Source organism: Paenarthrobacter sp. YAF11_1 (assembly GCF_052113445.1).
Taxonomy (GTDB): domain Bacteria; phylum Actinomycetota; class Actinomycetes; order Actinomycetales; family Micrococcaceae; genus Arthrobacter.
This window is the reverse complement of record NZ_JBFRDF010000007.1, coordinates 217,908-243,143: the sequence shown is the minus strand read 5'-3', so window position 1 is coordinate 243,143 and position 25,236 is coordinate 217,908. Positions and strand designations below refer to the sequence as shown.

The following is a 25,236-nucleotide window of genomic DNA, read 5'->3' as shown; positions in this document are numbered from 1 at the left end:
CAACGGGCTTGGTTCTAAACGGTCAGTGTGTCGTAGGCGTCGAGGCGGTCTCCGATGACGGGGAACTCGCTGCGGACTGCCTGGACCTGCAGGGGATCGATGTCCACCAGGAGCACTGATTCCCCGGCGTCCGCTTCGGCAAGGACGTTGCCGGCGGGATCCACCACCCGGCTGTGCCCGCCGAGTTCCACACCTTCCTGGCTGCCTGCGGCGTTGCAGGCGATCACGAAGATTTGGTGCTCCACAGCCCGGGCCGTGGTGAGCAGGCGCCAGTGCTCCCGCCGGGCTGCGGGCCAGGATGCTGGAACGATCACGATCTCCGCGCCACGGTCGCTCAGCTCCATCCACAATCCTGGAAAGCGGAGGTCGTAGCAGGTGATGCCTGCAACGGACCCGAAAGGCAGGGGAGCTACGGGAAGGGAAGATCCAGCGGTGAGGAGGCTTGCCTCCTTGGACTTGTACCCGAAGACGTGGATCTTCCGGTACGTGTGGACCACGCTGCCGTCCGGTCCCAGCAGGATGGAGGTGTTGCTGAGCCGGCCGTCGTCGCCCCCCTCGATGATGCTGCCGAGATGAAGGTATACCCCAAGGTCTTTGGCTACCCGTGAGCACATGGTCACCGTGGGGCCGGTGAGCGTCTCCGCCAAGGCCTCGTATTCGTCGAAGTGGAAGTAGCCCGCGCTCCACAGCTCCGGCAGGACGATCAGTTCGGCGCCGTTGATGCCCCGAAGGATGTCTTCCACACGGTCAATCCGGTCTTCGCGGGTTTCGGAGTCCGGGCTGGCTACCTGGACGAGTGCGATTTTCATGCTTTTTCCTTTTCCGGTGCGCCGTGTGGATCCTTGTCCAGGTCGCTGAGGCGCAATCCCTTGGTTTCCTTGGCAAACATCACCGAGACCATGGAGATCAGGCCCATGACGGCGAGGTAGATGCCGATCGCGTAGCCGGTGCCGAAAGCACCGTAGAGGGCCAGGGCAATGATCGGTGACAACGAACCGGCGATCAGCGATGCCAGGTTGTAGGCCACTGAGGTGCCGCTGTACCGGACGTCCGTGGGGAAGAGTTCGGAGAAGAACGCACCGATCACCGAGCTGTACGCCGCGAAGATCAGCAGGCCGCCCACGGCAGCTGCGATGATTCCCCAGGTCTGTCCGGTATTGAGCAGGGCGAAGAACGCGAAGGCCCACACCATGGTGGCAATCGACGCTCCGATCAGGATGGGCTTCCGGCCTACCTTGTCTGCGTAAAGCGCCAGGATGGGAATGGCAAGCACGGCCACGCCCTGGCCGATCATGACGGCCGTGAGGCCTGTTTGCCGCTGCAGCCCCATGATCTGGGTGACGTAGGTGATGATGAACAGCGAATAAATGTAGAAGCCTGCGTTCTCGCCCATCCGGCTGCCGGTGGCGATGAGGATCTCTCGCCAATTGCGGCGGAACAGGATGGTCAACGGCATCTTCCGTTCTTTGTTGCCCTCGGCTTCGCGCTTCCGCTGTGCTTCCTTGAACAGCGGGGTTTCCTGCACATAGAGGCGCAGGATGAGGCCGATGACCACCATCAGGGCAGACAATCCGAACGCAATTCGCCAGCCCCATGCCAGGAACTCGCTCTCCGGCATAGTGGCGGCGAGGATGGCCAGGACGCCGGCAGCCATCAGGTTGCCGAGGGGCGGGCCCATGTTGGGCCATGAAGCCCAGAACGCGCGCCGGGCGCTTTCATTGCTGTGCTCGGAGACGAGAAGGACAGCGCCGCCCCATTCGCCGCCGAGGGCAAATCCTTGGATCAAGCGGAGCAGCAGGAGCAACAGGGGTGCTGCGAGGCCGATCGCTGCGTACGACGGGATGAAGGCAATGAGGGTGGTGGCGACGCCCATGAGCATCAAGCTGGCCACCAGCGTGGCGCGCCGGCCGTGCTTGTCGCCAAGGTGCCCCAGGACTATGGCGCCGATGGGGCGGGCCAGGAAGCCGGCAGCGAAGGTGCCGAGGGCCAGCATGGTGCCCACCATGGGATCGTCGGTGGGGAAGTAGAGCTTGTTGAATACCAGCGCTGCGGCGGTGCCATAGAGGAAGAAGTCATACCACTCGACGGCCGTGCCGGCCAGGCTCGAAGCAGCCACCACGGGCAAGCTGGAGTGCTTCTGTTGCCTCAGTTCTGCTTTCTTCAAATCGGTCATTGTGGGGATCCTTTGCGAGTGGGAGCCGCGGAGCTTCCGGTGAGTCGGGCCGCGGGCCCCCAGGAAAATTGGGGTATTTCCGATGCGTGAGCGGAGTCACTGAACAACACTGTAGACGAGTTGTATACAAGCTGTCTATATTTGAGGAAGAAGTTTTCAGGAACGTCCCGAACAGTCTTGAATGCAACTCGTATACTGGGCTACGCGAGAAAGGCTCTGCATGATCCAGATGACCCCCACTGCACAGTCGCAGCCAGAAGTGGCCTACCAGTGGATGAAAAGCTACATCGCAGCCCTGCCCCGAGAGGAAGAAACTTTCCTGAACGAGGGAGTCCTGGCCAAGACCACGGGTACCTCACGAACACCCGTGCGGGAAGCCCTGTTGCGCCTCGAAGCTGAGGGATTCGTCAAGCGGATCCCGCACAAGGGCGCCTATGTGCCACCCATCTCCGACCCCGATGTCCGCGCCATCCTGCAAGCCAGGTCGGTGGTGGAAAAGTGGGCCGTCTCTGCTGTGGAAACCATGCTGGATGCCCAGATCGATGCCTTCCAGTACGTCATCGACCAGCAGCAGGAAGCCCGGGATGATCCCGCCAGGTTCATCGAGCTCGATACCGAGTTCCACACCCTCATGGTCCGTGCAGGCGGCAATCCCGTCCTCGCCGACTTCTACGCCTCACTCCGGCAAAAACAACTCAGGATCGGCGTCAAAGCCGTCACCCAAGGCACGGATCGCGCCGGAGACGTCCTCCGCGAACACCAATTGATCGTGGACGCGCTCCGCAGCAGAAGCCTCGACGCAGCGCACCAAGCAATCGACGCGCACCTGGATTCCACCCGCCTGGCAGTTATCGGGTACTAGTCCTCGCTGTGCAGCTCACGCTGCCGCGCACTGAGCAGCTCAAACTCCGGCCGGGCAGCCACGAACCGTTCAACGGCGTCGAGCACTTGCTGAAGGTGGGCGTGGTCCGGGGCCACCAGCGCAGCGCCAATCAGTGCGCGCCGATGCTGGTCCTGGAGCCCGGTCTCCGCAGCTGAGACGTCAAAGCGCCGCTTGAGCTCGGCCACCAACGGGCGCACCACGGAGCGCTTCTCCTTGAGGCTATGGACGTCGCCCAAAAGGACATCGAATTCAACCCAGCCGATCCACATGGTTCATTATCACCGCAGGTGAGGGCCGGAGGCGCCGTGTTCTTGATCAAATATTGAGCCAATGCAGCAAGGCGCCTTGAGTTCCGTTCGGCAGTGTCAATGAGGTTGGCCTCAAACGGCTGACGGACTCATTCGCTGCTAGTTACTCAGGACTGACATCGTGCCCCAAACCCCCGCCCGGCTACGCCCGCGGCTCCACGCACCCTCCCATCCGGCCAGGATCCTGCTGACCTGCGCCGCCACCTTTGCACTGGCCACCGTCAGTGCGTTGGGAGTTGCCGCCGCACCTGCCTCCGCCTCACCGGCAGACGCCTCTCCGGCAGTCACCTCTTCTGGCCAAGGATCGGCTGTACGGGCGAGCTCCAGCGTTTCAGCGCTCGCTGGTCAGACCGAGCAGATGATCGTGGTGCCTGTGACGGCAGGTTTGGAGCCCACCCGGGTGAAGGGCGCTATCGCGGTGTCGGGAAAGCCTGAGGGGACGGTCCGTGCAACGGTCAACGGCCGGGTCATCCTCGAAGCCAACGCCGCAGCCACCGTTCCCCTGGACGAAGCCGTCAGCAACGCCGACGTTGTTGGCCAGCAGCTCACGGTGGGGCTGCAATTCATACCGGTAACGCACACGATGTGCGTGGCCTCCAACGCCACGGCGACCCTGAACAATCTGGTGGTCGACTTCAGCGGGACCGCCAAGGCTCCCACCACGGTGGGCGAGTTCTTCCCGGCGTCCGTGCCCGCCGTCGTACTTCCCGTCCCGGCGGATCCCGGCGCGGATGTTTCCGCCGCCATCATGACCGCCTCGGCCGCCATGGCCCAGCGCTACCCGGCCGCCACGGTCGCAGTGGTGCCGGAAGCCGAGCTGGTGGCGCGCGTTGCCACCCTCCCGACCGGCAGTCGGATCCTCAGCGTCATTGCAGACCAAGGTGAAACCGCCACCAAACTGGCCACGGCAGCCGGCCTTCCGCAGCTCATCCTCAGTGGTCACGACGAACAACTCCGCACCGCCGCCCGGGCGTTGGCCAGCGACAAGACAGCGCTGGCCGTGACCTCTTCCGTGACCGGCCTGACCTCGGCGCTGCCTGCCGCGCCGAGCCTGGTCCAGAGCCTAAAGGACCTGGGCAGCAGCACCCTCAAACTCTCCGGCTACGGCACCCCGGAATCCTATGTGGGCGTCACCCAGTCACAGTTCGGCGGACCGGTTTCGTCGGTGAACGTCCAGCTCAAGGGCACGCACACCGCTGTCCCGGACAACGCCCAGGCGCAGCTCTCGGTCTTCTGGAACGATTACCTGCTCAGTTCCAAGAACCTCGACGGCGGTGACACCTTCACGGTGGACGCGGAGGTTCCAGCTGGCCAGCTTCAGGCGAGGAACGGCCTCCGGATCCGTCTGGCTGCCCTCCCGGCAGGCGGCGATTGCACCGGACCCGCAGGCGTCATGCCCATGGAAGTCACCCTGGATACCGCGGGCAGCACCCTCACCGCCGTCCGCGGCGGCTCCACGAAAGCCGGCTTCGCACGGTTCCCCCAGGCCTTCGGACAGAGCGTCCCGGTAGCGTTCGGCGATGGCAACGCCCAAGCCAACACCGTCAACGCAGCGACACTGCTGGCTTCCCTGCAGCGTGACAGTGCTTCCTTGTTGGACACCCGCGTGGTGGGCCTCGACGCCCTGGCCGGTTCCAGCGAGTCAGGGCTTGTGGTGGGTGCCACCGCCGACGTCGCCAACAAGCTGTCCGCACCGCTGCGGTTGGCGGAGTTCCGCACCATCTCGCCTGACGACGTCGAATACGGCGTGGGTGCCTCGGCTCCGTACGGCGTGTTGGAGGCTTTTGAGCAGGGCGGCCGGAATCTGTTGCTCCTTGGTGCGTGGGCACCGGAAAATGACGCTGCCGCCGCGTCTACGCTTCAGTCCTCATTGGCCTCGCATGTGGATGCTGCTGAAGGCGGCTGGGCATCGCTGTCCCGGAACCTTCTGGTGACCCAACCGTCGGGAATACCTGTGCTGCTGGAGAGCAATGTGGTGGTCCCGCAGAAGGCTGTCACGGACGATTACCGTCCCTATGCCTGGTGGATCGGCGGGGCAGTGGTGGTGCTGGGTCTGGCGTTCGCAGCCCGGACTGTGCTCCTGCGGCGTCGTGCCCGGGCGGCACGGGCATATGTGGATGCTGAGCAAATGGCAGGACAACCGGCAGACGCCGCAGGGCCGGCGAAACCGGGTCATGGCAACTAGCGTCGCCACCCGTCCGCGGGCTGCACACCGGCGTCCGGCGACGCTGTCGCTGACACTGTTGCGTTCCCTGACCGGGCTGGCCACATGGGGCTGGGCGCGGCTCGGTGCCCCCGTGGTTGGGCGCAAGGTTCCGGGCACCAGGATCGTGGCGGTGGTTTCACTGCTGGTGGGGTACCTCGCCTGCCTGTACACGATCGGTCATGGCACCAACCTGGACTATTCGGATGCCCAGAGCCACCTGACCATCGCCCGGCGAATCTTCGACAGCAAAGCACCCGGCTTTGAGCAGTTGGGCACCGTCTGGCTGCCCATGCCGCACCTGTTGCTGGCTCCGTTCGTCCTGAACATGTGGTTGTTCAGCACGGGCTGGGCTGCCGGAATCCTGGGGATCCTGGCGTTGTCCGCCACAGCCACTGGCCTGTACTTGATCGCAGCCCGTCTCGGATTGGGCAGGGCCGGGCGGCTCGCCACCATACTGCTGGTCCTCGCGAATCCGGCCGTCCTCTACGTCTACACCACAGCGTTGACCGAGCCGGTGCTCATTATGTGCATCGTGGGCGGCATGGCGGGGTTGGCGCATTGGGCTACCAGCCGCCGTCGAATGAGTGCCGGTGAGCTTGCGGTCTTCGCCGGTATTCCGTCGGCCGCGGCAGTACTGTCCCGCTATGAGGGTTGGGCGCTGGTGATGACCGGAACCCTCTTCGTGCTGATCGTAGCCAGGCGCCGCACCGGCGGCTGGCGGGAAGCCTTCGTCATGGCTGGCGGCTACGTGATGATCCCCGCCGCGGCGGTGCTCTGGTGGATTTCCTACAACTGGGCTATCTACGGCAACCCGCTGGAGTTCATGTTTGGGCAATACTCCGCTTACGCGCAGCAAAAAAACATCACCGACGGCGGACTGTTGCCTACCAAAGGGAACCTGGGACTGACGCTGACTACTTTCCATTGGTCCCTGTTGGAGACGGTCGGCGTGGTGGTGCTCGCGTTGGCGGCGTGCGGCGCCGTCGTGCTGGTTTTCAGGAGGGGTTTTGCCAACAGCACCCTGCTGGTGGCGGTGACCGGCAGCGCTTACGCCTTTGCGTTGTTGAGCTTGTTCCTGGGGCAGACGGCCATCAACAACGACCATTCGTTGCCGTCAACGTGGTGGAATAACCGTTTCGCACTGACGGCGCTGCCCTTGGTGGCGATCCTGGTGGCCGTTGCGGTGGAGGAGTTCACCCGCCCGGCCCGTATCAGGCCTGTGCTGGTCGGTGTGTTGCTGGCCGGACTCGTGGTGCAGAACCTGTGGTGGGCTGAGGACCCCGCGGGCAGGCTTGCCGTCTTGGCGGAGGGCCGGATGTCCGCCGAGTCCACCACCAATTCCACGGCCGCGGCGCGCTGGCTCAACGAGCACTACGAGTCCGGCGGAATCCTGATGGATGAGAGCGCCCGGGGCAACGCCGTGCTTCCTGTCATGGGCATTCCCCTTAAGGAGATCTACAACCGTGCCTCCGGAGACTACTTTGGTCCGGCGCTGGAGGATCCCGCCAAGTATGCGCAGTGGGTCTTCGTCAACGTTGAAGCCGGAACGGGAGCACGGGACTCGGGGCCCACGGACCTGGTGTACCAGGCGATCGTGGCGAACCCGTCGTTCACTGTCCGCTACTCCGTGGCCTTCTCGACGCCAACCCACCGGATCTATGAAAGGTCCTCCCACTGATGACTTCCCCTTCACGCTTGGCGGACTCCACGCTCAACCCGCAATCGATCGGCCAGACACTGCTTTCGGCGGGGCTCGTCACCCCGGAACAGCTGCAGCGTGCGCTGGATCGCGCGGCGAGCGAAGGCGGGCTGCTGGGCCGGCACCTGATCCTGGAAGCGGGGCTGGACCGCCGTCGGATTTATGAAGTCCTGGCACAGCACTGGGACGCGCCGCTGGTGGACCTGGTGGCTGAACCTGTGGACGACCGATTGATGGAGGTACTCGGTTACAGCGGCGTTGGCGAGCCGCAATGGCTGCCATGGCGGATGGACGCTGACGTGCTGACGGTGGCTACTGCAGTGGCTCCGTCCACGGCCATCGCAGAGGAGGCTGCGCGTCGTTTCCACGCTGCATCGGTTGAATTCCGCACCACCACCGACTGGGACATCAACCAGTCCATCCAGCGTTCCTTCCGCCGCCACCTTCTCTACGAATCCGCCGAGCGCCTTGCCGAGGAGCGTCCGGGAGAGTCCGCACGCACCGCCCTGACGCCATGGCAGCGCTACCTCCCGGTGGTTCTGCTCACCGGATTAATCACTGCGTTCGTGCTGTCTCCGCTGACGGCTTTGATCGTCCTCCTGGCCGCAGCAAACGTCGTCTTCCTGGTGAGCATCGGCTTCAAGACGCTCGCCAGCCTTCGGAGCCCCTTCGACCGGTTGCATGATGCCGCGGTGGCCAAAGCCAGGGATAAGGAGAGGGCCACCCGCGGACTGCCTCCCTTGGCGGAGGAACGGGTTCCCGACGGCGACTTGCCCGTCTACACGATCCTGGTGCCGGTGTTCCGGGAAGCGAACATCATCGACAAACTGCTGACCAACCTGGGCCAACTGGACTATCCACGTTCCAAGCTGGATGTCCTGGTCCTCCTTGAAGAGGACGACGCAGAGACCATCGCCGCCGCGAAGGCTTCGCGGCCTCCGGAATATGTCCGCATCCTCATCGTGCCCAAGGGTGATCCGCAGACCAAGCCGAGGGCCTGCAACTACGGGCTGACGTTCGCCCGCGGCGAGTACGTGGTCATTTACGATGCCGAGGACCGCCCCGAGCCCGGCCAGCTGCGTGCTTCCATCGCCGCGTTCAAACAGGACGCCTTTGAACGGGAACACCTCAACCCGGACCGCAAACCGCTGATCTGCGTCCAGGCTGCGCTCAACTACTTCAACGCGGACCAGAACGTCCTCACCCGGATGTTCACCATCGAATACACGCACTGGTTCGACTCGATGCTCCCTGGCCTGGACAACTCAGGGATCCCGCTGCCGCTGGGCGGGACCTCCAACCACTTTGTGACCTCCCTGCTGAAGGAAGTCGGGGCGTGGGACCCATGGAACGTCACGGAGGACGCCGACCTGGGGCTCCGGGCGGCCGTGGACGGATACCGCGTGGGCGTCATCAACTCCACTACGTGGGAAGAAGCGTGCTCGCAGGTGCCGGCGTGGGTCAAGCAGCGCACCCGCTGGATCAAGGGCTACATGGTCACTTCGGCCGTCAATACCCGGAACACGGTGCGCTACATCAAGAGCACAGGGATTGCTGGAGCCGTCGGGTTCCTTGGCCTGATCCTGGGCACCCCGTTGGCGTTCCTGGCCTACCCGCTGGTGGTGGGCTTCACCGTGGTCACCTACATCGGCTACGACATTGTTGGCCTGGTCCTGCCCGAATGGCTGCTGGTGGGCGGCGTGGTGTCCATGCTGTTCGGCAACGCCATGATGATCATCGTTTCCGGTGTGGCCACCCTCCGCCGGCACGGATGGAGGATCGCGATCTTCGCCCTGCTCAACCCGTTCTATTGGGTGCTGCACTCAGTGGCGGCCTGGCGGGCAGCCTGGCAGATGCTCACCAGCCCGCATAAGTGGGAGAAGACGCCGCACGGCCTGGAAGCGGAATACCACGACGACGGCCACTGGGTTGGGTAAGGCGCCCGGTTGGAGCCACCCCTGATCTTGAGCAAATCTTGAGCAAATGCCGCAGTGAGGTTGAGTAAGCCTCGCCACACTGAACTCAAAGCCGCAGGATGACCAGCTGAGGGGGTTGGACACGGTGCTCGATGCTTTCTCGGTACGGGTTGGTTTAGGGGTGGTCACAGTGACCCTCCTGGTGCTGTTCTGTATCTCCTTCCATCGCACCCGCTCGCCCTATGCCGGCTGGTGGAGCCTGGCCCTGCTGGAATTCATGGTGGGCAACGCAGCTTTCCTGCTCAACGGCACCCCTCACCAGCAGTGGGCCAACCCCGTGGGCAACATCCTGGTGGTGGCCGGAGCGTTCAGCGTTTGGGCAGGCGCAAAGACCCTTCGGGACCGGAAAGCGGCATCATGGCAGTTGGCCATCGGTCCCGCCGTCACCGCCGTCGCGTCCTTCCTGGATAGTCCAGGGACCAATGTCTGGTCCGGCGGATTCGTCTATTTGGCGATGATGACCGCGGGCATTGCCTTGGCCGCTTACGACTTGTGGTTCATCAAGTCCTCGCACTCCCAGGTCCACAAAGCCTTGTCCGTCGCGGCAGGTCTGCTGGCCGGCTACTACCTGGGCAGGTGGCTGGTTTATGCATTTGAAGGCCCGTCAAGCCACACGTTCACCACCTACTTTGGACCTGCACCGTCGGCCCTGATATCCATGGTGCTCCTGGTCACTGTGTCCTTCAGCATGACCGCACTCACCAGCGACCAACTCATCAAGGGACTCAAGGAACGGGCCGACCGCGACCACCTGACCGGCCTCCTGAACCGGGGAACCTTCCTGGACATGGCCACCACGGAACTCCACCGCCTGCAGTCCACCGGATCCGGCGCAGCCATAGTCCTCGCGGACCTTGACCATTTCAAAGCCGTCAACGACGAATTCGGCCACGGAGCCGGGGACGTGGCATTGCAGGCCTTCGCCGAAGCCTGCGGCGCCTCGGTTAGGTCCACCGATCTGATCGGGCGCTACGGCGGTGAGGAATTTATCCTGTTCCTGCCCGGGGCCACGCAGGACCGGGCCGAGGACATCGCAGCCGAAATCAGCCGCAGGATGGCAGCCACCCCGGCGCCCAAGGGCGTCGCGTTCCCCACCATCAGCTATGGCGTCACCTCCAGCATCCCCGCCGGTGCTGACTTGAAATTCATGATTGAGGTGGCGGACGCAGCCTTGTACAGCGCCAAGGCGCAAGGAAGAAACCGGATTGTAGGAGCTGACCGCCATCAGGCGGCCATTATCGCGGATGAGGCACGATCATGACCTTCAACGAACTCACCACCAAGATCCAGATCCAGCACACCCAGGAGCTGTCCGCCTTCCGGCAAAACATCACCAGTGCTCCCTACATGGCCGGTACGCCAACGTCCCTGAACGCGGACCGCCGGTCAGTCCGGATGGGTCCCGTCCAATCGGTGGAGGACGGAAACGCCAACCTGACCATCGTCGCCGACGTGGAAGGTCTAGCTTGGTTCACAGCCGACAAAGGTCTCTTGGGCAGTTGCATCACGGTGTCCATCGCCGGTCACCGCAGGAACACCGGGACCCGCGTCCACCTCCCGCTGGCAGAATGCGACGCCTGGATCGAGGCCATCCTCGGCGGCTCCTGGATCACCCACGTGTACCGCGCCGGCAAGAAGGTGGAGTCCGACGGCAGGATGGACATCGCCTCCTACCGGCTGTTCCTTGACGAGCGCCGCAATCCCGTTGCCAAGCCGCAGGCTGTCGCCGATACGACGCTGCGACGCCTGGAAGAATCGTGACCAGCACCAAGCCCCGACGACTTGTTCCCGTTGACGCTGATTCCCGCATCGAAAAACTGGAGCGGCACGTTCGCGCGCTCATGGAAGAGCTTCACCACGTCCGGCATGAGCAGCGACGCGAAGCGCTCACTGATGCACTCACCGGGCTCGGCAACCGTCTGGCCCTGGTGGAGGCCTTCATTGCGGCCCGGAACGCCGCGGCCCATGGTGAGGCTCAGCCCGCGCTCCTGCTCGTGAACCTGGACGGCTTCAAGGCACTGAAAAACTCCGCAGGCCATGCCGCGGCGGACCAGGTTCTGGTCACCGTGGCGATGCGCATCCAGTCGGCCGTCCGGGAGAACGACGTCGTCACCCGCCTGGGTGCCGACGAATTCGCCGTGCTGTTGCCCGCCACCCCGCAAACCCGGGCCACCGCCGTCGGCAACCGCATCCTGGCCGCGCTGGAACCGAACATCGATCTTGGGAACAACAGCGTCCGCTGCGGTGCAAGCATCGGACTGCGCACAGCAGAGCCACACCACACCGTCGAGGACCTGCTCCAGGAAGCGGATATCGCTGTGGAGGAATCCAAGACCGAGGGCCGGAACAAGCTCAAGATGTTCGATCCCGCCACGTTGCACGCCCGGCAGCTGCAGCGGCAGATTGTGGGTGAACTCCGCGAGGCCATCCGTTCAGATCAGTTGGTCCTGAACTACCAGCCGATCGTGGAACTGGCCACGGGAAGGATCGAAGGCTGCGAAGCCCTGGTCCGCTGGAACCACCCCGTACACGGACTGATCATGCCGGACCAGTTCATTCCCGTGGCCGAGGCCACCGGACTCATCGCCGAACTGGGGAGGTGGGTCCTGCGTACCGCCGTCCGGCAGCTGCGGCGGTGGCGGGACAACCCGGCCACGGCCCAGCATGACCTCTCCATGCGCATCAATGTCTCCGCCGCGGACCTGCAGAGCCTGGAGTTCGTGGACGACGTCAGCGAAGCCCTTGCCGAGGAAAGCCTGCCTCCGGAATCGCTGGTCCTGGAGCTGACTGAGAGCGCCATCATCCAGAACAACGAGCTGGACCGCTACACCCTGGCCAGCCTGCACAGGCTTGGTGTAGGACTTGAAATCGATGACTTCGGTGCCGGATATTCGTCCATGGGTTACCTGCGGAAACTGCCCGTGGACCGGGTGAAAGTGGACCGGCAGTTCGTGAAGGACCTTGGAAAGGACCCCTCCCAACTCGCGTTCCTGGCGGCCATCCAGGAAGTCATCCGGTCCTGCGGGCTGGAAGGTGTTTGGGAAGGCATTGAAACCGCCGAGGAGGCAGCGGCCCTTCGGAGTATCGGCTGCGCCAGCGGCCAGGGGTATTACTTCGGCAGGCCCTTGCCCGAGGCTGAGTTCACGGAGCAGTTGGCCCGGCAGTGGACCTGGCCGGCTTGATCTCGATGTGGCCAAGCAAAAGGCCCCTGCCACCGTCCTTGCGGACGCTGGCAGGGGCCTTTTGCTTGGCCAGTCCTTAGCCGAAGTACTTCGGCAGCGTGGCTTCGTGAGCTTCGCGGAGAGCGTCCAGGGACAGCTCGTCCACGCCGTTGATCTCCAACTTTCCGCCGGCAGCGTCAACAACGCCGATCCGGAGGTGGGCGAAGCCGCGGGCGGTGCACATGTCCTTGAAGCGGACTTCCTCGGAGCGCGGCACGGACACGATCGCACGGGCCTGGGACTCGGAGAAGAGGGCCGTGAACAGGTCCACGCCGTCGCGCTCCATGAGTTCTTCAAGGGCGATCCGGGCGCCCACACCGTAGCGCAGCGAGGACTCAACCAAGGCAGCCGCGAGGCCACCCTCGGAGAGGTCGTGTGCTGCGTCAACCATGCCGTCGCGGGAAGCGTTGATCAGGATCTCGCCCAAGGCGCGCTCTGCTGCGAGGTCCACCTTCGGGGGCAGGCCACCGAGGTGTCCGCGGAGGTTGGACCATTCCGAGCCGTCCAACTCTGCTGCGGTGGTGCCCAGCAGGTAGATGGCCTGGCCGTCCTCGCGCCAGCCCGACGGCGTGCGGCGGGCAACGTCGTCGAGCTTGCCCAGGACTGCCACCACGGGGGAGGGGTGGATCGGCGTGGTGCCGGTCTGGTTGTACAGGGAGACGTTGCCGCCCGTAACCGGGATGCCGAGCTCCATGCAGGCGTCCGACAGGCCACGGATGGCCTCGGCGAGCTGCCACATGACATCCGGGTCCTCAGGGGAACCGAAGTTCAGGCAGTCGCTGACGGCCATCGGAACAGCGCCGGACGTGGCCACGTTGCGGTAGGCCTCGGCCAGCGCAAGCTGTGCACCCTGGTACGGCTCCAGATAGGTGTAGCGGCCGTTGGCGTCGGTGGCCAGGGCAACGCCCAGGCCGGTTTCCTCGTCAACGCGGACCACACCGGAGTCATCCGGGAAAGCCATGGCCGTGTTGCCGCCAACGTAGCGGTCGTACTGGTTGGTGATCCAGGCCTTGCTGCACATGTTGGGCGATGCCACGAGTTCGGTGACTGCTGCGGCGAGCTCGGACGGAGCTGCCGGACGGCCGGCATCCTCAACGGAACCGGTGAAGGTGTTGGCCTGCACCGAATCCTGCCACTCCGGGCGGGCGAACGGGCGGTCGTAGACCGGTCCGTCGTGCGCAACCGTACGGGGATCGACGTCGACGATTACTTCGCCTTCCCAGGTGATGATGAGGCGACCGGTGTCGGTGACCTCACCCAACCAGGAGTACTCCACGGCCCACTTGTCCATCACAGCTTCGAAAGCGGCGATGTTCTCCGGGGTGACCACGGCCATCATGCGCTCCTGCGACTCGGACATGAGGATCTCGCCCGGGGTCAGCGTGGGATCACGGAGCAGGACGGAGGTCAGTTCGACCTCCATGCCGCCGTCGCCGTTGGAGGCGAGCTCAGACGTGGCGCAGGAAATACCTGCAGCGCCGAGGTCCTGGATGCCTTCAACCAGCGAGCCCTTGAAGAGCTCCAGGCAGCACTCGATCAGGACCTTCTCAGCGAAGGGGTCGCCCACCTGGACGGCAGGACGCTTGGACGGCTTGGTGTCGTCGAAGGACTCCGAGGCCAGCACGGAGGCGCCGCCGATGCCGTCGCCACCTGTGCGGGCACCGAACAGGACAACCTTGTTGCCCTTGCCGGAGGCGTTGGCGAGGCGAATATCCTCGTGGCGCATGACGCCCACGGCCAGTGCATTCACCAGCGGGTTGCCCTGGTAGACGGAGTCGAAGACCATTTCGCCGCCGATGTTCGGCAGGCCAAGGCAGTTGCCGTAGCCGCCGATGCCGGCAACGGCACCGTGCATGACGCGGGCGGTGTCCGGGTGGTCGATCGCACCGAAGCGCAACGGGTCCATCACGGCAACCGGGCGTGCGCCCATGGAAATGATGTCGCGGACGATGCCGCCGATACCGGTAGCGGCACCCTGGTAAGGCTCAACGAACGACGGCGAGTTGTGGGACTCGATCTTGAACGTCACGGCCCAGCCGTCGCCAAGGTTGGTGACGCCGGCGTTCTCGCCGATGCCCACCAGCATGTCCTTCTTCATTTCCTCGGTGACCTTCTCGCCGAACTGGCGGAGGTGGTTCTTCGAGGACTTGTAGGAGCAGTGCTCGCTCCACATGACGGAGTACATGGCCAGCTCGGCGCCGGTGGGGCGGCGGCCAAGGACCTTGACGATCTCGTCGAATTCGTTCTGCTTCAGGCCCAGCTCGGCCCACGGGAGTTCCGTGTCCGGGGTCTTGGCAGCGTGCTCAACGGTATCGATGTTGAACTTCTTGGTGGTTTCCGTGGTCACTTGTCGCCTCCCACAATCTTGGTCAAAACGGAGGTGAAGAAGCCCAGTCCGTCGGTGTCGCGGGGGGCGCCATCAAGGGATTCGGGGCCGAAGCCGGTCTCCACAGCGTGCTCGGGGTGCGGCATGAGGCCCACTACGTTGCCGGCTGCGTTGGAGATGCCGGCGATGTCGCGGCGGGAGCCGTTCGGGTTGAAGCCCACGTAGCGGAACACCACGCGGCCTTCAGCCTCAAGGGCATCGAGGGTCTTCTCGTCGGCGATGTACTGGCCGTCCTGGTTCTTCAACGGCACAATGATTTCCTGGCCGTCGGTGTAGTCCACGGTCCAGGCGGTGTTGGCGTTCTCCACGCGGAGCGTCTGGTCGCGGCAGATGAACTTCAGGTGGTCGTTCTTGATCATGGACCCGGGCAGCAGGTGCGACTCGGTCAGGATCTGGAAACCATTGCAAATACCCAGAACCGGGAGCTTTGCTTCGGAGTTGGCAGCGTCGATGATCTTGGACATCAACGGAGCGAACCGGGAAATGGCGCCGGCACGGAGGTAGTCACCGTAGGAGAAGCCGCCGGGGATGATGACCGCGTCAACATCGCCGAGTTCGCTGTCGGCATGCCATAGCGGCACCGCCGTGGCGCCTGCAAGCCGCACTGCACGGGCGGCGTCGCGGTCGTCAAGGGTGCCGGGGAAGGTGACGACGCCGATCTTGGCGCCTGCCAACCGGGGTTCTGCGGCGACGGCTACAGCCTCGCCAATCAGGGGGATCGACGTCATATCAGGCCTCGACGACCTCGACGTTGACAACATCCTCGATCACCGGGTTGGACAAGAGGGTCTCGGCAGCTTCGCGGGCCTGGGCCAGGATAGCGTCGGTCACCTCGCCGTCGACGGTCAGTTCAAAACGCTTGCCTTGGCGGACTGCGCTGAAGCTGTTGAAGCCGAGGCGGGGCAATGCACCCACGATGGCCTTCCCCTGGGGGTCCAGAATCTCGGGCTTGGGCATGACGTCAACGACGATCCGGGGCATCCGGTAACTCCTGTGCGGTGAGTTGGGTGAACCTTAAATAAGGCTGCCGCGGAGGTGCCGTCTCACGCCGTTCAGCCGCATTCAAACAGCGTCTAGAACACAGGGTTAAACACGGTGGTGAACTGCAATGTTTGAACGGCATGGGGGGCGCTCCGCGAGCTTGCACACCTATTCTACCGGGACGGGCGCACATACCCTATTCAGCGCGATTGCGCGAGGACACCCCGCCGCGGCGGGGAAAAAAGAGCCAACTGAAGGCTCGACGGCGGGGGCTGGTTGTGCTTGCTGGCGGGGCTGGCGCCGGCACTGGCAGGGGGTGTCCGGCGTCACTAGGATTGCGGCATGGCTGAGAAACCGAAATCGATGGTGCTGGGTGTTGTGGCCGCTGCAGTTTTTGCTGGTTTGGGACGCATGGTCATCCAGAAAATCCTGGCGGACCGGGCGGCGCGTGAGCACCGTGTGACCGCTCCGCTGGATGCTGAAACCCGCGCCAAAATCAGTGATGCCTTACGCACTCCCAGTAAGTGAAGCCTCAGCTGAAAAGGGTCTTTTTTCGGCGGAATGGCGCGGATTAGGGCACATACAAATGCGCTATTCAATCGGGTTAAAAGGTGTGATTCCGGCGTAGTTTGGAAAGTACACGCGGGGTTCAACCCCAGTACTATTCAGGATCCACCAGGAGGAACAATGACCGAACACATTGCCGAAGTATCCGCCTGTAGCGTTGGCAGCTGCGGATTCAACCACGATGGCTGCACTGCCTTTGGAATCACCATTGGTGGAACCGCGGATCACGCTTCCTGCGCGACGTTCATCGACACCAACGCCATGGGTGGCCTTCCCAAGGTCCTCGCCCACGTAGGCGCCTGCCAGCGTTCGGAGTGCGTCCACAACAACAACCTCATGTGCGAGGCACACGACGTCAAGGTCGGTCCGGGCCGCGAAGCCGCCGATTGCCTGACGTACGAGCACTCCTGATATTTCCCGACGGACAAAAAGGGTCCCCGCCTCGGTTGAGGTGGGGACCCTTTTTGTGGGTGCTACTTCTTTTTGGTCGCCTTCGGCTTGGTGGCATCCTTTGATGCGGCTTCCTTGGGGCTGTCGGCGTCCTTGAGTTCCTGCTCGGCCGTGGCCTGGATCAGCGCCAGCAGTTCCGGATCCAGCCCCGGCGCGAACTCTTCCTTGCGTTCGGGGGAGATGGTGATGGGGAATCCGTCGGGCATGACGTCGGTGCTGAGCTCGGTCCCGTCGTTGGAGGGAGAAGCCCCGCGGTAAAGCTTGCCGGCCTCGCTCAGATTGTCGGCACTGAAGGTGTACTGGATGCTCTGGAGGCCGGTGTCCAGCAGCTTCTTCACTTCAGGGAATTGCTCCGCATTGGTTTTGGGGATCGGCAGGACCTTGCCCCAGTTCACTCCCAGGCTCTCCAGTGCCTTGGCATAGGCGTTCTCATGCGCCTGGTCGCGGACAATCAGGTACGCGATGGTGGAACGCGCGGTCTTGTTGTCCGTCATCTCGTAGATGCGGCACTTCTGCAGCCTGCCCGTGGATTCGAGCATCAGGTTGTAAAGCAAGTCCAGCACGAGGTTTCCACTGTTGTAAACGTAGGATCCGCTCCACGGATTGCCCGCCGCATCTACCGGCGAGGCGCCCTGGGCACCCACCAGGTAGTGATGGATGTTGCTGGTGTCCAGGGCGATCTTCAGCGGTGTAGCTCCTCCAGCGCCGGGCTGGTCCACAGGATCGGACTTCTTGCCTTGGTATCGCGGGGAACCGTCGAGGAGCTGGGAGATCGTGGTTCCAATGAGCTCCACGTGGCTGATCTCTTCGGTGCCGATTCCTTGCAGGAGGTCCTTGTAGGGCTTGGAGGCGGGGTCGCCACGGAAGTTCATGCTCTGGAAGAGGTACTGCATCATGGTCCGCATTTCACCGAACTGACCCCCCAGTCCTTCCTGGAGGGCGTTGGCTGCAGCGGGGTCGGGTTCGTCTACGGCAATTTCGTTGATGAGAAGTTGGGTGTGCAGATACATTGCGATTCCTCACGTTGTTCCAGCTGCGTCCGCGGGATGGAAACCCACTGCTGGCCACCCCGGAAACCTCACCATAAGCATGCTTACTATTTGCGCGCAAGGAAATCACGCAAGAAAGTGGGAGGTGTCAGCCGGCCACCTGGTTGGTCAGCGTCCGGCCCTCCTTGAGTGCCGTGATATTTGCGGTGACCAGTTGTGCCGAGCCCTTGGGCCGGTTGCCGGCAACGTGCGGTGTGATGATCAGGTTCGGCGCATCCCACAGCCTCGAGTCCGACGGCAGTGGCTCCTCCTTGGTGACATCGAGCGCTGCCACTCGCAGGCGGCCCTCCTGCAAGGCCGCAAGCAGGGCGTCCTCGTCAACCGTCGCGCCACGGCCCACGTTCACAAAAACTGCGGTCTCCGGAAGGGCCCGCAGGATCGCGTCGTTGAGGGAGTCTGTGGTTTCCGGCGTGGCCGGCAGGATGGAAATCAGGACGTCGGTGGTGCGCAGGACTTCCGGCAGGTCCTCCGTTGACACCACCGGGAAGCCGTAGCGTTCGCCCTTCGAGTTGGCCACTCCGGTGACCTTTGCGCCCAAGGCTGCCAACAGGGGAGCCAAGCGTCCGGCGATCGAACCAAAGCCCCAAATGGTGACGTTGGCGCCGTCGAGCGTGTAGAGCTGTTCGGTCTTCGGGTTGGACTGAGCCGCGTTATAGGGCGCGTTCCACGAGGCGTCCTTCTGGGATTCGAGCAGGACATCAAGCCGGCGGATGGCAGCCAGGACCAGCGCCAACGCGTGCTCAGCCACTGGGCGGTCATGAAGTGAGCGGCCGGAGGTGATGGCCACGGTGTCCGCGAAGCCGGCCGCGAGGACTGAATCAGGGCCTGCTGCGAGCGTCTGAACCAGCTTGAGGGTGGGCATCGAGCGGGCCGCGTCGGTCAGGTTCTCCGAGGTGTTGCGCCACACCACCAGCACCTCCGCATCGCGGTGTTCGCTGGGAATGGGCTTGTCCACTGCGTAAACCACCACATTGTCCTCTGTGTCAGAGAGGAGGGAGGCGTCCAGGTCGATGGTGTCGGGGACAAGGATTTTCACTGCGGCTCCAAGGGTCAATGCGGGTAGTCGATTCGCTTTCGAGGCTACCGCTTTGGAGCGGAGGCAACCTCCCCACGCTTCATCCCTAGCAATGTGACGGCCAACACCCTATGGTTGTAGGACGTTCGACGTGGCACGTAACACAAGCTTCTCCACGTTGTTCTGCATCCTCCCCTCGAAGCAGTTTCGAAAGGACATCGGATTTGAGATCCTCAGCATCACCTCTCGCYCGCATCGCTGCCGCCGGCACCCTGAGCCTTGGCCTTCTGGCCGGGCTGGGTCTTCCGGCCACTGCAGCGCCCATCCCACCCGCAAACCCCGCGGCAGCGCCCGGCATTTTCACGGAAGCCAACATTGGCGCGGATCGAACAGCTGCAAACTTCTTCTATCGGATCCCCGCCTTGACGTACCTCGGCAACAACGTGGTGCTCGCGGCGTGGGACGGGCGCCCGGGTTCAGCCGCGGATGCTCCCAACCCGAACTCGATCGTGCAGCGCCGCAGCACCGACGGCGGCCAGACGTGGGGGCCGGTGACAGTCATCGCCGCGGGCCACGTGGGGGATGCCAGTGGGCCGAAGTACGGCTACAGCGATCCCTCCTACATTTACGACTCTGAAGCGGGCAAGGTGTTCGCTTTCTTCGTCTACTCCAAGGACCAGGGGTTCGGTGGCAGCCAGTTCGGCAACAGCGACGCCGACCGGACCGTCATTTCCTCGGCCGTCATCGAGTCGTCCGATGGTGGAGTCACCTGGAGCCAGCCGCGGCTCATCACCAGTGTGACCAAGCCCGGAACCAGCAAGACCAGCCCTGCGGCAGGCGATGTCCGGTCCAACTTCGCGTCCTCCGGCGAGGGCATCCAGCTGAAGTACGGCCAGTACAAGGGCCGCCTGATCCAGCAGTACGCAGGGGACATCCGTCAGGCGGACGGCACCAACAAGATCCAGGCCTACAGCGTCTACTCCGATGACCACGGCGTCACATGGCATAAGGGCGCCAACGTCGGCGACCGGATGGACGAAAACAAGACGGTGGAGCTTTCCGATGGCCGTGTGCTCCTGAACTCCCGGGACAACGCCAACCAGGGTTACCGCAAGGTGGCAGTTTCCACGGACGGCGGCGCAACCTACGGACCGGTTACGCAGGACACAGAACTGCCGGACCCCGCAAATAACGGTGCTATCGCACGTATGTTCCCCAGCGCTGCCCAGGGTTCTGCTGACGCCAGGAAGCTCATTTTCACCAACGCCAACTCCAAGACGGGCCGCGAAAACGTCTCTGCCCGGATCTCCTGCGACGACGGCGCCACGTGGCCCGGCGTCCGCACCATCCGTTCAGGCTTCTCCGCCTACTCCACGGTCTCCCGCCTGGAGGACGGCAAGTTCGGAGTGCTCTACGAGGGCAATTACACGGACAACATGCCGTTCGCGAAGTTCGACGACGCCTGGCTGAACTACGTCTGCGCACCGTTGTCCGTCCCGGCCGTCACCACTGCGCCCGGAGCCACCCAGCAGGTGCCCGTGACCGTCACCAACCAGGAGAGCACCACGCTGTCCGGTGCCACCGCCACCATCCATACCCCCACCGGTTGGTCCGCCACCACGGTGCCGGTTCCCGACGTCGCTCCCGGCGCCTCGGTCACCGTCAACGTTGCGCTGACGGCACCCGCACATGCCAGCGGTCCGCAGAATCTCAATGCCGCGTTCACGACGACGAATGGCCGGGTTTCGCAGTTCACCTTCACCGCCACAGTTCCGATGGCCCCGCAAGTGGGTCTCACCATCACTGGAACGGCGCCAACCCGTGACGTCGCTGCCAACCCCTATCAAGTGGGCGAGGTCCTGGCTTACTCCTTGAACGTCAAGAGCACCGCCAACGTCACAGCCAACGCTGTGCCGGTTTCCGGGACGTTCGACTCCGGCTTCCTGCCGCCGTCGGCCCCTAATTGCCGTTACAACAACCTGGGCGCAGGTGCGAATTACAACTGCACCACCGCCAGGCACGTCATCACCGCTGCAGACGTTGAACGCGGCTACTTCGTGCCGGAGGCAAGCTTCAGCATCACGGCAAGTTCGACGCCGTCGCTCACCAAGACTGTCCCGTTCACCGGCGCTGCGGTCGCCTTGCGCGACGGACTGCTGACGGCCGACATCAGCGGGGCGCGTGCCGACGTCGGGCGTGATCTTGCAACCCAGCCGTACGCTGCAGGTGACCTGGTCCCATATACGTTCACGGTGAAGAACACGAGCCCGCTGGTGGAGAAGGTAGTCCCGACGGCCGGCAACTTCAGCCCCTTCCTTCCGGAAGGTCCGGGCAACTGCCGCTACAGCGTGCTGCCGGCCGGGCAAAGCTACCAGTGCGCCACCCCGCGCCACACGGTGACTGCAGAAGAAGCTGAGCAGGGGTTCTTCGTGCCTACGAGTACGTGGGAGGTCAGTGCCGCTGGGCAAACCACCAAAACCCTGACGGTCAGCGGTGGCCAGGTGGACCTGAAAGTCCGTGACACCAAGCCTGCTCAGCCGGTGACTGAGCCCGCGCTGACTGTCCAGGAACTGGGCACGCCGCCAACCGACCTCGGTACTGCGGACAAGTACCGCACGGGCCAGAAGGTGGTGCTGAACGGCCTCGAGTATGGCGACTGGTACTACGTGTACCTGAACAAGACTGGCTACCGCCTTGGCTGGGTCTTCCCGACCACGGAGAACACCGTGGAATTCGTCCTTCCCTCGGACGTCAAGAACGGGCGGGATGACGTGGTGGTCCTGGACGGGGACGGCGTTCAGGTCTCCTTTGACCGGCTGCAGGTGACGCCGAAGGGCTGACTTGAACCGTTCGAAAATCGGCAACGGACCGCAGGGTATTCCTGCGGTCCGTTGTTGGTCGTTCCATGACGAATCACCTCCGGCGTGACAAGACAAAATTCCCGAAATGTGCTCTATGTCATATTCGGCTCTCACTAGGTACTCTGTGACTCGGCTGGTTGCGCGGCTTTGACAAGAACTGTCAAAGGTTCAACCAACTAAAAGTTGACAGGTCCAGGCGATGGAGCCTGGTCCTCCCTCAGTGAAAGGTGCAACCACTCGTGAAATCACAAGGAAAGAGCTTCGTCAGAAGCGGGGGACTTCGAAAGGCCGCGGCGCTGGCCGTGGGCTTGCCGTTGCTTCTCTCTTCGATGGCGATGCCGGCCCAGGCCGCTCCCACGCCGGAGACGCCCGGGAACGTTGCAGGCGTGGCCAAGAAGAACCTTGACCCCAGCGCCTACAAGGACGGCCGTTACATGGTTGTCCTGGCGGAGAAACCTGCAGCAACCTACGACGGCGGCACGGCGGGCTTCGCGGCCACCAAGCCGGAAGAGGGCAAGAAGCTCGACGCCGACAGCGCCGAGGTGAAGGAATACCAGCAGCACCTGCAGACGCAGCAGCAGGACATTGCCACCCAGGAAAACATCACCATCGAGCGTGACTTCACCACCGCCGTCAACGGCTTCAGTGCCAACCTGACGGCAGACCAAGCCATCAACCTGGCCAAGGATCCCAAGGTCCTCATGGTGGCGCCGGACACCCAGTACGCCCCGGATTACTCCACCACGGACTTCCTGAAGCTCAGCGGCCCCAACGGCACGTGGGCCACCCAGTACGGTGGCCAGGACAACGCCGGCAAGGGCACCGTTGTTGGCGTGATCGATACCGGCTACACCCCCTCCAACCCGTTCTTCGCCGGCGAGCCCGTCGGTCCACTGGTGGGCAACCCGCAGGTCGGCGTTCCCTACCGCACGGCAGATGGCAAGATCGCCATGCTCAAGGCTGACGGCGATACCTTCATCGGTGAATGCCAGCCCGGTACCGACACCGGCGCTGACTACGACGGCAGCGCCTGCAACTCCAAGGTCCTCAGCACCCACTACTTCGCAGACGCCTTCCTTGAGACCGTTGCCCCGGAAAACCGCGCTCCCGAAGAAGTCATTTCTCCCGTTGACGTGGACAGCCACGGAACCCACACGGCCAGCACCGCGGCGGGTAACGCCAACGTGGACGCCGTAGTGGACGGCCGCAGCTTCGGAACCACCAGCGGGATCGCACCCGCCGCCAAACTCTCCGTGTACAAGGTCTGCTGGGAAGACACCGATCCCGCCACGGGTGGTTGCTACGGCTCCGCTTCCGTGGACGCGATCGAGCAAGCAATCCTGGACGGCGTGGACGTCCTGAACTACTCCATCTCCGGTTCCACCACGACCACTACGGATCCTGTTTCGCTGGCGTTCCTGTCGGCAGCTTCGGCGGGGATCTTCGTGGCCACCTCGGCCGGCAACTCCGGTCCGACGGCCAGCACCGTGAACCACGGAGCGCCCTGGCTGACCACGGTTGCCGCGACCTCGTTCTCACAGGAACTCCAGGGCACCGTTGAGTTCTCCGATGGCAGCAAGTTCCGCGGAGCTTCCATCATGAACCGCGAGGTGAGCGGGGCCGGCGTCGTGCTTTCCACCAACGCTGCAAGCGGTGAAGGCAACGCGGCACTCTGCGCCCCGGGCTCGCTTGACCCGGCCAAGGTAACCGGCAAGGTTGTAGTCTGCGACCGCGGCGTTGTTGACCGCACTGCCAAGAGCGCTGAAGTCCTGCGCGGCGGTGGCGTCGGCATGATCCTGGTGAACCTGACGGATTCGTCGCTGGACACGGACAAGCACGTCATCCCCACGGTTCACGTGAACCCGCCTGCAACGCAGACCATCAAGGACAAAGTCACAGCCAACCCGGCCATCACCGTCTCCTTGCTGAACCGCGACACCACTGGCCTGCCTGCCGAAGCGCAGCCGCAGATTGCCGGCTTCTCTTCCCGAGGTCCGCTGCTCGCCACCGACTCGGACCTGCTGAAGCCTGACGTGTCCGCTCCCGGCGTCGCGATCCTTGCTGGTGTTTCGCCGATCGGAACCGGCGGAGACAACTTCGGCTTCCTCTCCGGAACGTCCATGGCATCACCGCACGTTGCCGGTTTCGGCGCACTGATCCTGGGCAAGAACCCGCAGTGGTCCCCGGCCACCGTGAAGTCAGCCATGATGACTACCGCCGGACCGGTCAAGCTGGCCAACGGCGCCGTCAACAAGGACGTCTTCGCCACGGGTGCCGGTCAGGTGGACCCCGCAAAGGTCCTTTCTCCCGGCCTCGTGTACGACGCCACCACCGAGGATTACCTCAAGTTCATCCAGGGCACAGGCATGGACCTGGGCATGGAAGGGCTTGGCACCACGGCACCTCGTGACATGAACGTTCCTTCCTTCGCCCTCGGCAACCTCGCAGGCAAGATCGAGGTCACCCGCACACTGACCGCTTTGACTCCGGGAACCTACCGGGCATCGGTCAACGTTCCGGGTGTCAACGTCAAGGTCACGCCGTCCGTGCTGACCTTCGGGGCTCCGGGTGAGAAGAAGACCTTCAAGGTCCAGTTCGAAAACAAGAATGCTGAGCTGGGCAAGTTCGCCATGGGTTCGCTGAGCTGGCAGGGTGCCAACAAGACCGTCACCTCGCCGATCGCCGTCCGGCCGCAGTCCGTCATCGCGGACAAGGCCCTGGCCTTCACGGGAACGGGCCCCAACGGCTCCGCCGCCATCAACATCACCTCCGGCACCAACCTCCCGGTGGGCGTCACCATTGATGGACTGTCCAAGGCTGATTCTTCGGCAGTTGAGCTGGTTCCCGGCCCGTTCGCGGGCGAGACCAATGCCTCCAACTTCGTGAAGAAAGTGACCGTTGGCCAAGGCAGTGCGCTGGCCAAGTTCTCAGTCATCTCCTCCAACGAGGCCGCGGACTTCGACATGCTGGTGCTCACCCCGTCCGGTCAGCAGTTGCCGGCCGCCACGGCGTCCGCCAGCGAAACCCTGTCCGTGCCCAACCCGGCACCCGGCGACTACTACGTCTTCGCCAACCTCTACGCGAGCCCCAACAACCAGGCCACCAAGGCCACCGTTGATGCCGCCGTATTGGGTGCCAACCAGGGCAACGCCACCGTGACGCCGAACCCGATCCGCCTCGCCAACGGCAAGACGGGCCAGATTTCGCTGAACTGGAAGAACCTGGCACCTGGCTCCTACATCGGGCGCCTGACCTTCGCAGGAACCAGCGAGCCGAGCTTCGTCACCGTCCTGGTCAACCCGGGCGGAACCGTAGTGGTTCCGGATGAGGAAGACCCGAAGAAGGACAAGAAAGACAAGAAGAACCGCGGCAAGATCCGCGCTGACGAACCGACGCAGAGCAACAACGCCGGCTAGTGTCCGTCTGATCCAATAACGGCAGTGGCCGGCGGGGATTCCCGC

General features: G+C 63.7%; 19 protein-coding genes. 11 read left to right on the top strand and 8 right to left on the bottom strand.

Annotated features, from left to right (window positions below; all coding sequences use genetic code 11):
* Positions 1–14: 14 nt before the first annotated feature.
* Both AB4Y77_RS13360 and AB4Y77_RS13355 read right to left on the bottom strand, forming a co-directional pair.
* Positions 15–809: a carbon-nitrogen family hydrolase gene (locus tag AB4Y77_RS13360; RefSeq protein WP_442014285.1), complete on the bottom strand. Its 795-nt coding sequence runs from the start codon at positions 807–809 to the stop codon at positions 15–17.
* Positions 806–2,173: an MFS transporter gene (locus AB4Y77_RS13355; protein ID WP_442014284.1), complete on the bottom strand. Its 1,368-nt coding sequence runs from the start codon at positions 2,171–2,173 to the stop codon at positions 806–808. The genes AB4Y77_RS13360 and AB4Y77_RS13355 overlap by 4 nt, the downstream gene beginning before the upstream one ends.
* 220 nt (positions 2,174–2,393) lie before the next feature.
* On the opposite strand from AB4Y77_RS13355, the gene AB4Y77_RS13350 reads away from it, so the two are divergent.
* Entirely contained in the window at positions 2,394–3,035 is a 642-nt protein-coding gene (locus tag AB4Y77_RS13350) for a GntR family transcriptional regulator (RefSeq protein WP_442014283.1), read from the top strand.
* Here AB4Y77_RS13350 and AB4Y77_RS13345 read toward each other — a convergent pair.
* Entirely contained in the window at positions 3,032–3,325 is a 294-nt protein-coding gene (locus AB4Y77_RS13345) for a DUF503 domain-containing protein (protein ID WP_311211371.1), read from the bottom strand. The genes AB4Y77_RS13350 and AB4Y77_RS13345 overlap by 4 nt on opposite strands.
* Positions 3,326–3,485: 160 nt before the next feature.
* Here AB4Y77_RS13345 and AB4Y77_RS13340 point away from each other — a divergent pair, with 160 nt between their 5' ends.
* The 6 genes from AB4Y77_RS13340 (at position 3,486) to AB4Y77_RS13315 (ending at position 12,427) form a co-directional block, all read left to right on the top strand.
* The gene (locus AB4Y77_RS13340; RefSeq protein WP_442014282.1) at positions 3,486–5,549 is read left to right on the top strand and encodes a cellulose biosynthesis cyclic di-GMP-binding regulatory protein BcsB; all 2,064 of its coding nucleotides are present in this window, start codon (positions 3,486–3,488) and stop codon (positions 5,547–5,549) included.
* Entirely contained in the window at positions 5,539–7,248 is a 1,710-nt protein-coding gene (locus AB4Y77_RS13335) for an ArnT family glycosyltransferase (RefSeq protein ID WP_311211369.1), read from the top strand. Before AB4Y77_RS13340 ends, AB4Y77_RS13335 begins: the two co-directional genes overlap by 11 nt.
* Complete coding sequence (locus AB4Y77_RS13330; protein WP_442014281.1) at positions 7,248–9,206, top strand: glycosyltransferase; 1,959 nt, start codon at positions 7,248–7,250, stop codon at positions 9,204–9,206. Before AB4Y77_RS13335 ends, AB4Y77_RS13330 begins: the two co-directional genes overlap by 1 nt.
* Positions 9,207–9,321: 115 nt before the next feature.
* Positions 9,322–10,506, top strand: coding sequence for a GGDEF domain-containing protein (locus tag AB4Y77_RS13325; RefSeq protein WP_442014280.1), 1,185 nt, complete (start codon positions 9,322–9,324; stop codon positions 10,504–10,506).
* Positions 10,503–11,006, top strand: a complete 504-nt coding sequence (locus AB4Y77_RS13320; protein ID WP_311211366.1) for a hypothetical protein — start codon at positions 10,503–10,505, stop codon at positions 11,004–11,006. The genes AB4Y77_RS13325 and AB4Y77_RS13320 overlap by 4 nt, the downstream gene beginning before the upstream one ends.
* Positions 11,003–12,427, top strand: a complete 1,425-nt coding sequence (locus tag AB4Y77_RS13315; protein WP_442014279.1) for a putative bifunctional diguanylate cyclase/phosphodiesterase — start codon at positions 11,003–11,005, stop codon at positions 12,425–12,427. Before AB4Y77_RS13320 ends, AB4Y77_RS13315 begins: the two co-directional genes overlap by 4 nt.
* Before the next feature lie 76 nt (positions 12,428–12,503).
* Here AB4Y77_RS13315 and purL read toward each other — a convergent pair whose 3' ends face one another.
* Genes purL through purS form a run of 3 tightly spaced genes read right to left on the bottom strand, consistent with a single transcriptional unit; the run spans position 12,504 to position 15,833 of the window.
* Entirely contained in the window at positions 12,504–14,813 is a 2,310-nt protein-coding gene (gene purL / locus AB4Y77_RS13310; RefSeq protein WP_442014278.1) for a phosphoribosylformylglycinamidine synthase subunit PurL, read from the bottom strand.
* Complete coding sequence (gene purQ, locus AB4Y77_RS13305) at positions 14,810–15,580, bottom strand: phosphoribosylformylglycinamidine synthase subunit PurQ (RefSeq protein ID WP_090824608.1); 771 nt, start codon at positions 15,578–15,580, stop codon at positions 14,810–14,812. Before purQ ends, purL begins: the two co-directional genes overlap by 4 nt.
* A 1-nt stretch (position 15,581) precedes the next feature.
* On the bottom strand, positions 15,582–15,833 hold the full coding sequence (gene purS / locus AB4Y77_RS13300; RefSeq protein WP_011773385.1) for a phosphoribosylformylglycinamidine synthase subunit PurS: 252 nt from the start codon (positions 15,831–15,833) through the stop codon (positions 15,582–15,584).
* Between the two features lie 342 nt (positions 15,834–16,175).
* On the opposite strand from purS, the gene AB4Y77_RS13295 reads away from it, so the two are divergent.
* Both AB4Y77_RS13295 and AB4Y77_RS13290 read left to right on the top strand, forming a co-directional pair.
* Positions 16,176–16,361: a hypothetical protein gene (locus AB4Y77_RS13295; RefSeq protein WP_311211362.1), complete on the top strand. Its 186-nt coding sequence runs from the start codon at positions 16,176–16,178 to the stop codon at positions 16,359–16,361.
* A 159-nt stretch (positions 16,362–16,520) separates the two neighbouring features.
* A complete protein-coding gene (locus AB4Y77_RS13290; protein WP_311211361.1) occupies positions 16,521–16,811 on the top strand; it encodes a DUF1540 domain-containing protein in 291 nt (96 codons plus the stop codon).
* A 62-nt stretch (positions 16,812–16,873) separates the two neighbouring features.
* Here AB4Y77_RS13290 and AB4Y77_RS13285 read toward each other — a convergent pair whose 3' ends face one another.
* Together AB4Y77_RS13285 and AB4Y77_RS13280 are read right to left on the bottom strand one after the other, a co-directional pair.
* Complete coding sequence (locus AB4Y77_RS13285; protein ID WP_442014277.1) at positions 16,874–17,860, bottom strand: manganese catalase family protein; 987 nt, start codon at positions 17,858–17,860, stop codon at positions 16,874–16,876.
* A gap of 127 nt (positions 17,861–17,987) precedes the next feature.
* Entirely contained in the window at positions 17,988–18,935 is a 948-nt protein-coding gene (locus tag AB4Y77_RS13280; RefSeq protein WP_442014276.1) for a phosphoglycerate dehydrogenase, read from the bottom strand.
* Positions 18,936–19,045: 110 nt separating this feature from the next.
* Between AB4Y77_RS13280 and AB4Y77_RS13275 the strand changes: the two genes are divergently transcribed.
* Together AB4Y77_RS13275 and AB4Y77_RS13270 are read left to right on the top strand one after the other, a co-directional pair.
* Positions 19,046–21,754: an exo-alpha-sialidase gene (locus tag AB4Y77_RS13275; RefSeq protein WP_442014275.1), complete on the top strand. Its 2,709-nt coding sequence runs from the start codon at positions 19,046–19,048 to the stop codon at positions 21,752–21,754.
* A 260-nt stretch (positions 21,755–22,014) separates the two neighbouring features.
* Positions 22,015–25,191 (top strand): S8 family serine peptidase, encoded by a 3,177-nt coding sequence (locus tag AB4Y77_RS13270; protein WP_442014274.1) that lies wholly within the window; start codon positions 22,015–22,017, stop codon positions 25,189–25,191.
* Positions 25,192–25,236 lie beyond the last annotated feature (45 nt).